General features: G+C 33.3%; 8 protein-coding genes and 1 pseudogene. 3 read left to right on the forward strand and 6 right to left on the reverse strand.

The window, feature by feature from the left end; all coding sequences use genetic code 11:
- Positions 1 to 123: 123 nt before the first annotated feature.
- The 3 genes from istA to U0M88_RS07445 all read left to right on the forward strand — a co-directional run bounded on the left by istA (position 124) and on the right by U0M88_RS07445 (position 3,486).
- Positions 124 to 1,416, forward strand: coding sequence for an IS21 family transposase (gene istA, locus U0M88_RS07435; protein ID WP_331869409.1), 1,293 nt, complete (start codon positions 124 to 126; stop codon positions 1,414 to 1,416).
- The gene (istB, locus tag U0M88_RS07440) at positions 1,409 to 2,158 is read left to right on the forward strand and encodes an IS21-like element helper ATPase IstB (RefSeq protein ID WP_195376463.1); all 750 of its coding nucleotides are present in this window, start codon (positions 1,409 to 1,411) and stop codon (positions 2,156 to 2,158) included. Before istA ends, istB begins: the two co-directional genes overlap by 8 nt.
- 68 nt (positions 2,159 to 2,226) lie before the next feature.
- A complete protein-coding gene (locus U0M88_RS07445; protein ID WP_331869410.1) occupies positions 2,227 to 3,486 on the forward strand; it encodes a lysozyme family protein in 1,260 nt (419 codons plus the stop codon).
- 43 nt (positions 3,487 to 3,529) lie between these two features.
- Here U0M88_RS07445 and U0M88_RS07450 read toward each other — a convergent pair whose 3' ends face one another.
- The 6 genes and pseudogenes from U0M88_RS07450 to pglX all read right to left on the reverse strand — a co-directional run bounded on the left by U0M88_RS07450 (position 3,530) and on the right by pglX (position 13,251).
- Positions 3,530 to 3,859 carry a hypothetical protein gene (locus U0M88_RS07450; protein WP_331869411.1) on the reverse strand — a complete coding sequence of 110 codons (330 nt, stop codon included), beginning with the start codon at positions 3,857 to 3,859 and terminating at the stop codon, positions 3,530 to 3,532.
- 1,369 nt (positions 3,860 to 5,228) lie between these two features.
- Positions 5,229 to 5,321: pseudogene (locus U0M88_RS10395) on the reverse strand (AAA family ATPase); the annotation flags it as partial.
- Between the two features lie 851 nt (positions 5,322 to 6,172).
- Positions 6,173 to 8,212, reverse strand: coding sequence for a protease Lon-related BREX system protein BrxL (brxL, locus tag U0M88_RS07460; RefSeq protein WP_331869413.1), 2,040 nt, complete (start codon positions 8,210 to 8,212; stop codon positions 6,173 to 6,175).
- 35 nt (positions 8,213 to 8,247) lie between these two features.
- Positions 8,248 to 10,821, reverse strand: coding sequence for a BREX-1 system phosphatase PglZ type A (gene pglZ, locus U0M88_RS07465; RefSeq protein ID WP_331869414.1), 2,574 nt, complete (start codon positions 10,819 to 10,821; stop codon positions 8,248 to 8,250).
- 66 nt (positions 10,822 to 10,887) lie between these two features.
- Positions 10,888 to 11,436: a super-infection exclusion protein B gene (locus U0M88_RS07470; RefSeq protein ID WP_331869415.1), complete on the reverse strand. Its 549-nt coding sequence runs from the start codon at positions 11,434 to 11,436 to the stop codon at positions 10,888 to 10,890.
- Positions 11,437 to 11,454: 18 nt separating this feature from the next.
- Complete coding sequence (gene pglX, locus U0M88_RS07475; protein ID WP_331869416.1) at positions 11,455 to 13,251, reverse strand: BREX-1 system adenine-specific DNA-methyltransferase PglX; 1,797 nt, start codon at positions 13,249 to 13,251, stop codon at positions 11,455 to 11,457.
- Positions 13,252 to 13,359: the final 108 nt, after the last annotated feature.

Here is a 13,359-nt window from a genome sequence, read left to right on the forward strand (position 1 = left end):
ATACATAGAGTGTAGTTTGTAGTATGGACATCCATCCCAATTTTAATTATTCTATTCATAGGTAACCCTCCTTATTTGTTTGCGGTAATTCCACAATACTATGAATTTTTTTACCAAAGTATAATGGTAAATCCACGATGTAACAAATTAAGGAAGGTTACTTTTTTTATCCCTCCTTCGTCATTTCATATTGTCTATCAGTACAGTTACTTTTGTGAAAGATATCGTGATCACGTGAAAAAGCACAACCTGACCATGCATATCAATCACAAGCCAGGTGATAAGATGATGGTGGATTGGAATGGAACATGTATGTACATTTATGATCGGTACACCGGTGAAAGAATCACTGCTTATCTATTTGAAGCTACCCTTCCATTCAGTATGTGCAGCTTTGTCCGTGCCTGTCCGAGCATGAAGATCGGCGACTGGATCGATTGCCATATCCACGCTTTCCGGTATTTTGAAGGTGTTACCCGATTACTTGTCCCCGACAATCTGAAAACCGGGGTTATCTCCAACAGAAAATATGAAGATCCTGTTCTCAACAAGTCCTATCAGGAAATGGCAGATCACTATGATACGACAATACTTCCTACCAGAGTACGTAGGCCGAAAGATAAAGCAGCGGTTGAGGGTGCGGTCGGAGATTGTACGATAGCTATCGTTGGAAAACTTAGAAATCGAAAGTTTTTTTCATTCGAAGAACTGAATGAAGCGATACTCAAAGAATTGGATACGTTTAATTCAAAACCTTTTCAAAAGAAGGAAGGCTCTAGAAAATCGGTCTACATGGATGAAGAATTTCCATTTATGAAACCTTTACCGAAATACCCTTTTGAATTGAGTGAATGGAAGCGTGCCAAAGTCCAGCTTAATTATCATATATCGGTTGAAAAAATGAACTATTCCGTTCCCTATGAATATGTCGGTCATTATGTGGATGTGAAACTCACAAAACGTTCGGTGACCGTCTACTATAAGATGAACCAGGTATGTTCCCATGATCGTCTTTATGGACGGATCAATCAATATTCAACCAATGAGAGCCATATGCCGGAAAACCATCAAAGATTCCTCTGGAACAAGGACCGTTTTATACGATGGGCCGCTTCAATCGGTGAAAGTACAACGACAGTCGTCCAGAAATTATTCAACCGATATAAAGTGGAGGAACAGGCCTATAAGGGGTGTATGTCCCTTCTGAAATTATCGGATAAATATGGAAAGACTAGACTGGAAGATGCGTGTCAATTGGCGTTGGAGCACATCAGCCAGCCTAGCTATAGAAATATTAGAATGATACTGCAGTCAAATCAAGACAGGAAGAAGAAAACCCAAACTTCTCAAAAGGAGACCGTCGAGTATGCCTTTGTGAGAGGGAAAGACTATTATGGAGGAAAACGGAATGGATAGAAAAGAATTGATCATGAAACTCAAACAAATGAAGTTACCGGTCATAGCGGAACGATATGAAATGCAGTCATCCGATCCTGATTACAGCCAGCTATCGTTCGATGAAAGATTTGGCGAAATGATAGATATGGAATATGACAGTCGAATCAATCATACGATAGAGAAAAATATCAGAAACGCTAAATTCTATGATTCTACAGCGAACTTAGAATCTATTGACTATAATCCTGAAAGACAATTGAACCGTTCCCAGATGGAAGAACTGGCAACCAATAGATATATCGACAACGGATTAAATATAATATTCGTAGGTGCATCTGGATGCGGTAAGACCTGGTTATCCAACGCTCTGGGAGTACATGCATGTCGGAACAGAAAAACGGTATTGTATATCCGTTTACCAGAACTTTTCTCAAAATTTGAAGAAATGAGGATCCAGGGGAAATATAACGAGTATCTGAACAAACTCGGAAAGTATGATCTGGTTATACTGGATGAATTTTTATTGAAACCAACGAACGAAACAGAACGAAGTGACTTATTAGAGTTGATGGAAAAACGGTGTAACAAAAAATCAACTATTTTCTGCAGCCAGTATTCATTTGATGGATGGCATCAATCATTGGATGGTGGTCCAATCGCAGATGCGATACTGGATCGCATCGTCAATTCCTCCTATATGATCACACTTCATGGAAAGTCATTAAGAGAAACATATTCAAAATTGAATAGATCCAAATAGTAAAAAAGCACGGTTTAAATAGCCGTGTTTTTATGTGGACTTCTTTACGTATTTATATTTATAAAATAGTGGACTTCATAAGCGGATTGAGTGGACTTCTCTATCGTACAGGATGGACTTCAGTTAACGGAATACTCACCTATTCATTCAAAGAAAAGAAATATGCCAAACAAATGCGCCAATTGAATATTGCCAAGCATAAACGAAAAGTAAAAGAAGCAAAGGAAGCAAAAACAGCAGCCGTTACTGTTAAAGACACGGGAATAAAAGTAATACGAACTGCCTTTATCGCCGTGAAAAAAGCAGTGACGGCTTTCCCTTCTTTAGCATTAGCCGGATTAGGATTGATTTTACTGCTGGTAATTGCCTTATTTATCGGTGTATTCAGCGCCTTTTCATCCAGTTCTCTTATCCTTCCCGGGACTGCTTCTTTAAGTGAAGAAGTATTGGCGCATACTGAAACCATTGAAAAATATGCAGAAAAATATGAGATCAAAGATTATGTTGCCATATTACAGGCCATTATGATGCAGGAATCAGGTGGTAAAGGAAATGATCCGATGCAGGCAAGCGAAAGCGGATTTAACGAGAAATATCCAAGAGTCCCAAACGGCATCACCGATCCGGATTATTCCATCGAAGTAGGAGTTAAGACATTTGCCGACTGTATCAAACAGGCAAAAGTTAAAGATCCTACTGATACAGAAGGCATCTATCTAGCATTACAGGGATACAACTATGGAAATGGTTATATATCATGGGCAATCAACAACTTTGGTGGTTATTCTAAAGCCAATGCCAAAGTCTTCTCCAATATGAAATGTGAAGAACTGGGAGTCAGCGGTTATGGCGATCCGGATTATGTGGATCATGTCATGCGCTATGTCGGTTTAGGATTTGGCAATATCCGAGGAGAACCAAACTTTGAAAACATGAAAGCCTGGGGCGTGAATAACTACTACAGTCAGCTTGGATTATATGGCCAATGCACCTGGTTTGCCTGGGGAAGATTTTATGAGCTCTATGGCTACAGTCCTGGTTTTACCGGAAACGGCAATCAATGTGTAGATCAGCTTGTCGCGGCACATCCCGATAAATTTGAAAAATCTAACACGCCAAAGACAGGTGCTGTCTTCTCTGGTGTTGGACATAATCATGTCGGTATTGTGATTGCGTGGGATGGTACAAACATCACCATACAGGAAGGAAACATTGACGGTAAAACCAATACCTTCCAGGAAGCAAAAACGGACTGGCAAACTAAGACTTATACCCTTGCACAGCTCAACAGCATCTATAAAGGAGTGATGTTTGCCAATCCAAAATAAGGAGAAGGCCCTGTTTAGACCTCCTCCGTTTACATATTCGGAATCATAATACTCTTTGCTCAGATTGTAGTATACCATTTAACTCTTCTTTCATTTCTACATCTTTTTCTTCTAAATGTATATCAGAGAATTGATCAGTTATACTTTTTAATAAATCTCTTAATTTTTCTAAAACCTTAGTGTCCTTGGGAGAATCGCAAGGTATTACGTCATATTTATATGTATCATCTATCGAAAAATCTAGAAAATCATATATATTCTTTGCATTTATTTTGCGATCATTTTTTTCAATAACTATATTTTGTTCTGAATCACGCATCGAAATTATAATATCTTTTGATTCGATCATCTCTATAACTATCTCTTTATTCATATATTTTTAATCTCCTTTCAATCATTTCCTTGCCTCCGTCTAAAGTGGATGCTACTAAATTTAAAATTTCGTTATCTTCATCTTCTAAACAACCAGCTTTAGCATTTATTTTATTATTTACCTTATTTAAATGAATGACATTATCAACATCCAAGTTAACAACCAATAATGGATTATGGGTTACAATAATTAGCTGTTTATTTTTTCTTACAGAATTGAAGTATTTGACAAGTTTTTCTGCGATTCGATTATTAGAAATATTATCTTCAGGTTGATCAATCATCAAAACATCGAAAGAGTTTTCTAAACTAGTCTTGAATTTATAATATACGAGTGACATTTCCCCTAATGTATTACCAATTGAATCATCTGAAGTTTCTTCTTTAATATATGTTTTTTCCTTCTTCGCCCATTCTATAAATTTTTGATAGTTCGATTCATGTTTTTTATCTATATCTTCTATACTATTGCATCCCATAATTGCTTGTTTTAATTCATTTTTTGTAGTTATATTTAACAATTTATCTATGTCTCTATAATTATTGGTAAACATAGTTTCAAGATACTTCTCTAGTACATCAACTCCATTATAATTGGCTTCTTTTGAAAAAATATATCCATTCTTTTGATTCTTACTTTTACCTTCACAAATATCTGGTAAAACTAGTTTATTTTGTTTTGAAATATTGGCTTTGATAGCATTTACAATATCATTAACAAAGCTTTCTTTTCCTGTTGAATATGAAGAAATCTCTCTATCTTCGCTGGTAGAAATTTCATTGATGCTCTCATAATAGTCATTGCATTCTTTAATGATGATATTTTTAATTTTGTTATTAAAATCAACCTGTTTTTCTTTTTTCTCTACAATGTTATAAATGTCATTAATTATTCTAATTGCTTGTAAAAATTTGCCTTTAATCTCGTTATCATAATAATCATCCGCACGCTCATTAATTAAAAGTCGAATAATATTAGAGATATTAGTTCTATGTGATGAATGTTCATTTTCAGGCGCAAAAGTGATAGGAGATGTGTTTACATACAATGTAGAAGTATCTTCAAGGTCCATTTTTAATTCAAAATTCTTGTTTCTTAAAGCATCTTTAAGTTCATATTTATGGATGTTATGTTTGATGCTTTTTAACAACTTTTCGTTGAAATTTGAATAAACTGTTTCAAAATTTTGAGAATTAATATCATTAAATAAAGTTGCGTCATCATAAAATAACTCATTTTTTTGGAATTTTTCAATTAATTCTGATTGCTTAATTGAATGGAGAATTATGCTTTCATCACAGTCAAAAACAATACAATTCTCTTTTTTTAGGTCCTTTATATACTTCTTATTATCATCTCTGCTTAAGATTTGAAATAAAGTTGTCTTGCCAGATCCATTTTCCCCAATAATTGCATTAATGCCAGAATCTAAACCAATATCATTCCCGTTAATTGAAAAAGAATGAATATAATTTGAGTCATTTCGCTCAATTCTATTAAATCGAGTTAAGGGTGATGTTAGAGACAATAGAAGTCCTTTAAATGTAGGTAATGCTTTAATTTTCGAAAAATAAACAGAATTATTGTTTTTCGTTTTGTCATGATGAGGATAGGCATACCAATCATGACAATCTGATCCAGTTATCAATGCAATATCAACATTCATGTCATAAAGATTATTTTTTAATATTCCTTCCACATTAGGTTTTTGATACTCCAAAGCCGTTATATATCCAGTCTTTATAATAGTATAAGGATCACTAGTTCCTTCGCTCAACGAGTTGTGATTACCTTTGCCATTGTCTAGGCTGGTTTTTTGATGCACGATTAAAATAGTGTCTAATTTAATTTCTCTTAAAAGTTTCTCAAATATTTCTTTTGTATAAAATCCTGACACAGATGTAATGATGTTGTTCGAAATTGTTTTTTCAATTAGGAGCATATCTTTATCTGTCTTAACGTCAAATATGACAATTATATGTACTGGTTTTTTCTCAATCTCCAATTGAACATCGAATTCTACACCGTGTAAAACATTAAGTTGTTTGTATTCCTCGGTTTGTAATTTTGCTTTTATTTCGTTATATAACTTAGAATCATATCTATTGTGATCGGTGATAGAAAATAAACTAATACTGTTTTCTTTTAACCGATTTAGCAAAACTTCTACATTCTGAATAGTCGAGTTTGTAACAATTGATGTTCCATCAGCATATTTGGGTTCTTTATACTCGCTAGCCACCGAATGAATATGTAAATCTATCTTAATATTATTATTAATCATATTGTCTTTTCTCCTCTACCAACCGGAATTTATTCAACACCTAGCGCCTTAAAAACGGCATCTTCTACACTACTATAGAAAATAATACTAAAACTTCCCATAAGTTCGCTTGGTACAGTTCCTAAATCTTGTGCCGATGTAATCGGCAATAATATTTTCTTTGCGCCGCTATCTAAGCAAACTTGTAAACAGTTAGCCAAGTTTTCCACTTTAATTACTGTTCCACTGATACTAATATCCCCAAGGATAGCTAATGATCCTAATGTCGCTTTACTTAAGGCAATAGAACATATCGCAATCAATGTAGGTAATGCCAATTTATTTGTCATTCCAATACCCTGAAGATCACGATAATCAATAAAATAGTCTTTGGTCGTTGTGCTTATTGATTGCGATATACGATTGCTATTGGCTTTTAAATAATTGAACGCAATGGCAGTCGCTTCTTTGCATTCACGGTCTGTTCCAATACCAGTCCGTTCAAATTTGCCGTTTCCTGGAAGCATTTGCGTTTCTAGTCTGTATAGACCAATCATTCCAGACTTGCCCTGAGATACCGTATAAACTTGGCCAGGATTACAAATGCCTTCTGGAATCAATGTACTGCTACCCTGCTCTGGAACAGATACATATTTCTCTTCGAAAGTTTCATTATCGATATAAGAAAAATTGACATCATAAAATTCCATACCGCCAATCTTTTTAAGCTGTTCTTTAACACGACGGCGCATTTCTAAACTGATTCTTATGATCTCTTCTAATTCTTCTTTTGAATAGTTTCCATCCGGATATACAAGTTTAATCAAACCAGAAACACTTTTTCTTACGGCAATAACATCTCTTTGATTTAAGTTCTTGCCCAGTTTATAAAATTTATCTAAAGCATCCCCTTGTTGAACTTTGCGAAGTTCACGAATAAATTCTGATAGATAATCGGTAATAAAACCATAATCATCAGTGAAATGCTCAGGTCTAAACTTTGGTACTTCCCATCCTGGAATATAACAATGCATGCGATCTAAAAAAGCAGTATCTGTCCCCATCTCTGGTGGGAATGGTTCAAACAAAGATGATGTTTTTAAAAGTACATCTACACTTTGGTTGATATTTCCTACAAAGACCATCGAGGCTGTAGCAGCTTTTTCTTCTTTACCACGAGCAAAAGATCCACTGGCCATATAGTCTTTCATGATCTGGATGCCATCTTTATCTTTAAAGTTGATACCGGCAACTTCATCAAAAGCTACACAATCCCATAAGCCAACAAGTCCCACTTGCTTTCTAGCCATATTATAGAAAAGATTGGCAACCGTGGTTTGTCCACCAGACACTAGGATACTATTTGGTGATATCTCTTTATAAACATAAGATTTACCAGTACTTCTTGGCCCTAATTCGCATAAGTTATAGTTATTTTCTACAAGTGGAACTAAGCGCAACAAAAGCAACCATTTTTCGCGATCATTTAATTCATCTGGTTCCATTCCTATCGAACGCAGCATGATATCTATCCATTCATTCTTTGTAAAATACTTTCGCCCTTCTTGAAGATCTTTGATATCAACATGAGGCATTTGGATCGGTTGTAACTTTAATATACGAATTGGCGTACCTTTTTTATCCTCTTCATCAAATTGATATTCTAGATTGACCATACACCAAATTCCACCGCAAAGTAATCGATCATATTGGGTTGGATAATCCTCAGAAATTGGTACATTTTTAATTCCTAGGTTAGAGAATTCGGCTTCATAAATATCATTTTTAATATTCAGATTGACCGTAATTTTATCAATGACAGAATAGGTTCCCTTTTGGCGTAATACCGATAAGATTTTTTGTGCTTCATCAGGACGAACAAAGTTATCAGCCAATATCTTTTTAACCTTAGCTACGCCAGATTCAATAACATCTTCTTCATCGGAACAACAATATTGTCCAAGCAAAAACTCCAGCACATAGACTGGTACATTGGCCCCTTCCTTGATCTGCTTTGCCAAGTCTTTTCGAACAATCTTGCCACTAAAGTGTTCTTTTAGCTTTTCTTTTATTTCAAACCTATCTGCCATTTCTTCCCCTCCTAACGCAAGAGCAATTGCTCCTATCAGAAATCAAACTCATCAAAAGCCATTGGAATATCAATCTGGAATTCTTCCTTGGTTGGTATTTGAAGCCTTTTTTCATCTTGTATCACAAGATAATATAAATCACGACTTGAGAATTTAATTGGTTTTAAATTGAATGTACATTTAAATTCACGTTCTTTATTATTCTCACTAGTGCGATCTGCAATGATCTTTTGTTTATCACTAACAGCTTGTTCTGCCGCGTCTGTAATAAAGACATCATAGGTACAAGGTACATAATTATTCGCCACAGCTTCTTTTTGATAGAAACGCAAGTTAAAGATCTTGTTGGATATCTTTCGACTTGAAGATAATAAAGATAAAGTAACTGATTTAGTATCAATCTTATCTTTATTTTGGATATAAGACTTATAGCCAGATCTTAAATAACGATAAGTGATTACCGGCACAACCATCTCTTGGAGGCTGATGCCACCATGAACAAAGTTTTGGCCGCCAGCACCTTTGATACGGATGTTTTCTCTTGGTGCAAAGCTTAAAACACCCTCATCATTCATAAAAGATTTAACATTGATCAAGAAATCAGGATCAGCCTTTTCATCCGTTAAAACATAACGTCTTCCCTGCTCGATGATATCTTTCGCAAAAGAAGTACGATCCATCTTATCATCTTCTCTTAATGGTTCATAAGTATATAAGAAACCATGATCTGCAGTTATTACGATATTGATACCACTTAAAGTTGAAGTGATGATATTGATCAAATTCTTGATCTCTTCAATTGCTGTATCACAAGCAGAAAAGACAGAAGTATCATCATTATGACTGGCACTATCGATCGTATCATGATAGATATAAACAATATCTTTACCCTTTACCGCATCGCGTTTTTCTTCGCGCTTCATGGTAATGAAATCTTTATAGCGCAAAGCAACGCTATTTGGATTTGAAAGTTTTAACACTGCATCGCGATCACTCATCTCGGTAGTATGACCATCAGCTAAGACTTTTATACTGTCATTTTTTACTTCCACACTTAATTTATTTTTTGGAAGTAAAGCTGCCATACCAAACTTAGTAATCGTTGGGAAAACACCTTGCACCGAATATAATTCCACTTTCGAGCGATCCAGTTCCAGATCTTTGACTAAACTGCTTGCCACTTCATAGCGCAAAGCATCAGAAATAATGACATAGATCTTTCCTTCAACATTCTTTACATGGTTCAAATAGAAATCTTCTTGTTTCTCAATTCCCTTTACATAACCGATTTCCGTAAGATCTTTTTGAACAATATTTGTCCAATTCTCCGCTAGATCGTTTAAAAACCAATTCTTATATTCTTTTTCGACTGTTTCCGCAACTAATTTAAAATCATCATCGAGTTTTGGATTAGCTATCATAAATGATTTAGAGAAAGCATTATGGAAATAGCGATAATAAGTGTCCATCAAATAATAATCATTAGTATATGCATCCCAAATCTTCTTTGCTTCTACTAGATGGAATCCCCTACGATGTTCTTCATAGAACAATTGCATATTACATACTTGAAGAAGTCCATCATAGTAACATTCAAATCGTTCATACCATGCGCAAGTTCTTCGTTTTTCAATGATTGAAATAAAACCTTTGGAATCAATTGAATGATCTATCACACTCTTCATCATCTTAGAAATGATGATCTCATCAACACAAGGTAAACATTCAATATCTAATAAATCGCTATTTTCAAATCTTTCAAATCGATTATATAAAGAAAGCTTAACTTCTGTATAACGAGCAATTTCATACAACAGATCTTTTTTGCCAGAATGTAACCACTCCGTTATAAAGTCATAACAGAAACTATTTTGAACATCGTTGTAATAGTCATCCAAACCTTCCAATAATTTTGAATTACAAGATTTAGAAACAGCGCTTAACAAGATATGGACATTTAATTCATCAATATTTGTTCCGGTATAGCCTGTTTTTTGATTAACTAATTGCCAAAAAACATCGCTGGCTCCATATTTCAAAAGATCAAGTTTAATTGTGTTATTAATATCATCGCCATCTGTTAAAACGGTTTGAATAATGTCCTGAACATCTATTTTTCTTAAACCACAAATGGCACTTAAAACCGCTAAATGAAGCTTATTTGGCGTATCAATATCAATATCAACATTCATCAAAGCAGATCTTCTTGAAACCGCGTTAAAGAACGTAGTATATTCTTTTACAACTTTTCTTAATGCTGGTGTATTTAATATATTCATCTCCTGCATATAACGTGATGTAATATCCGAGCGATACTCTTCACTATATAGCTTAATATCTAAAAACCAGTCTTCTTCCATATCCGAAGTTAACGGATTATATACTAGATAATTCGAATCCAAATCATCATTTGATAATAACTTTTTAGAAATAAATTGATTTGTTTCACTTAGAATCAATACTTTGGCATTAGATAAAGAGAGCTCACTAATTTCATTAATAAACTCTTTGGCTTCATCATTCCAAAAAATGATTCTTCTTTTATAGAACTCTGGCAAAGGTTGATCAAATCTTTGTTCAAGTTCTTTTCTAATATCTTCTAATGCCATATCCATAACTCCTATCTTCTTTATATAAGCATGACTTTTAAAAAATTAAATCCATCAATAATTCCTTCAATCAAAGTGCCATGAAATTCCATCTTTACGAAAAACTATATTACCTTTTTTCAGTTGAGCATTTAAATATTCAAGTGCATATGGTTGCAAATTGTATGAAAACCCATTTAAAAAATCACCAAGTTGTGACGCCAAATAAATAACTTTTTTACTTTCCAAAGGAGCTTTTCTTCCATCAGTAATATCTATTTGTCCCGAAGATTTAAAACGATTCATTTTAAAATCATAAAACGTCTGGACTAACAACCCCATCTCATCGGGGCTCATATTTCTTTTCATATAATTGATCGCAATTTTTTTGTCATTTATTATCTTTCCCAAAATGAATAAGCTCAAATATCTTAGTAAACTAAACAAATAATACGATGCTGTTACAATGATGCAAATCGTTAAGTATGTTTGATAACTCTTTCTAAAATCCAGTAAATTCAGCTTTTCTGCAATATCATCTGGCAAAAAAGTAATCAATAAAGAAGCTATAAAAATTATTCCTATAATTTCTTTTATCTTTAATTTATCAACAATAGATTTAACGACTGCTCCCATTTCATCCCCTCCTTTGCGTTATTTTATTTTCGACAACAGTTCTTTAAACTTCTCATAATTAACCTTAACACCATCATCCAGATCCATCGGTTCCATCTTATCTGCCCAATGATGTACGATTTCTTCATACTTTTTAACTTCTTCAGCTTGCGCCTTAAATTTAGTAAGTTCTTTGTTTAAACGAACTTTTTCTGAAGAAGTTAAATTTCCATCCAACTGTGTGTTAATCATTTCTATAGAATGATTCAATCTAGATTGTGTTTCATGAACATAATCCGTTCTTAATCGAGCAATTAAATCCGGTTGATAACGATGTATATACATCAAAGCCTTAAAACCATTCTTCTTTCCACTATCAAACAACCAATAGATAGGGCGTTTTTGATAGATCTTACAATGATCATTATAGAAATCATTTAAGAAATAATTTCGAATTACTTCTCTAGGACTACCTTTGCCGCCTAACACAGAAGCAATAAACGATAAGTTTTCATCTAATGTAGACTCACCATATACAACTTCAACAAACTTAATAAATCTTCCTACAATATCATCTTCAAAATATTCATCATCACAAATAGGAATGATGTTATCTTTATCCGGTATAAATGATTGATATTTATTCCAATCAAATTCACCACCAGCATATGCTAAACCTTCAACATCTAAAGAATAACGACCAAACATACAACCAACAGCATAACTAATCAAAGATTTAATATCTCTTCCTAAATCAGCTTTTCTAATAGTTATATCTTTGTCTTCTACTTCTGGTGTTAATTCATCTTTTAATCCATAAATATCTATAAATATTTCATTAAGTTTTTCTTCATTTTCTTTTAATTTATTAAAACTCATTTCTGTTGAATCTTGCCAATGATTATAACAATCTGAAAGTTTATATTCTTTCCCACCTATTTCACTATAATGGAACTTTTCTTTCTCTTTAATTAAAGGATGCACTTTAAAATCCCAACTTGTTTCAAAAGAATCCCAATCGTGTTTGGAAATATCAATACAACTCTTTGACAAAATATCAACCATTTCTTTATTTTCGTTTATATAAATCAAACTTTTAATATCTCCTGGTTGATAATTTATAGTTGGATTAAATGCTTTCAAATATCTATCGCACACTTTACTATTCAAATATGCTAAAACATATTTTTCATTTTCTTTATTTGGAAGAACAGATGAACCCGCCACATCAAAAAGAAATCCCTGTGGATAATATCTAACTCCAAAGTTTCCTGCACTGACTAATGACCAAGATATTTGTGGATTAAACATACTATTTAATCCTGCTATAGCAATATTATAATTTGGATTAATTTTTCTTTGTTCTAATTTATAATTTTTAATATTCTTGCCGTCTTTAAACCAATCTATAACATAATTCATATTGCCGTACCATTTTCTATAATCTCCACCTTTATTATATGGAAACCATTTATATTCACTTTTAGCCGCTTCTTCATTTGATAAACCCGTTTTAAATTTATTTATATCTATTTCATACCATAATCTTAAAAATAAACCATTATTACCTGTTGTCATTCCGCCTCTAGTTTCAAATATATCGCCAATTTTTTTATATTTTGAAAATAATTGAAATTCTTTTCCTGTAATCCAGTAAGCAATAGGCATACCAGGAATATTATTAAAATTTTCTTGGTTGTTATAATATACAATCTTTTTGTTATGTACAATGTTATTACCTTTTAACTGATAATTATCAAAGTCAAACACATACTCATCATTTTTATTTGCATTTAAAAAAATTTTCGCTATACCGACAATTTGGTGATATGGCATAAATAATGTCAAATTAGATTTTATATTGTAGTCAGAAAAGAGGTATTCTTTATGACTACAAATACTCAATCATTTTTAACCAAACATGCAACTTCCCATTTGATGGAT

The organism is Faecalicoccus sp. (assembly GCF_036552745.1).
Taxonomy (GTDB): Bacteria; Bacillota_I; Bacilli_A; order Erysipelotrichales; family Erysipelotrichaceae; genus Faecalicoccus.

Excerpts from the sequence above, each read along its gene's own strand:
- istA (WP_331869409.1), top strand. The coding sequence starts at position 124 with ATGGTAAATCCACGATGTAACAAATTAAGGAAGGTTACTTTTTTTATC.
- istB (WP_195376463.1), top strand. The coding sequence starts at position 1,409 with ATGGATAGAAAAGAATTGATCATGAAACTCAAACAAATGAAGTTACCG.
- U0M88_RS07450 (WP_331869411.1), bottom strand. The coding sequence starts at position 3,859 with ATGAATAAAGAGATAGTTATAGAGATGATCGAATCAAAAGATATTATA.
- brxL (WP_331869413.1), bottom strand. The coding sequence starts at position 8,212 with ATGGCAGATAGGTTTGAAATAAAAGAAAAGCTAAAAGAACACTTTAGT.
- pglZ (WP_331869414.1), bottom strand. The coding sequence starts at position 10,821 with ATGGCATTAGAAGATATTAGAAAAGAACTTGAACAAAGATTTGATCAA.
- U0M88_RS07470 (WP_331869415.1), bottom strand. The coding sequence starts at position 11,436 with ATGGGAGCAGTCGTTAAATCTATTGTTGATAAATTAAAGATAAAAGAA.
- pglX (WP_331869416.1), bottom strand. The coding sequence starts at position 13,251 with ATGCCATATCACCAAATTGTCGGTATAGCGAAAATTTTTTTAAATGCA.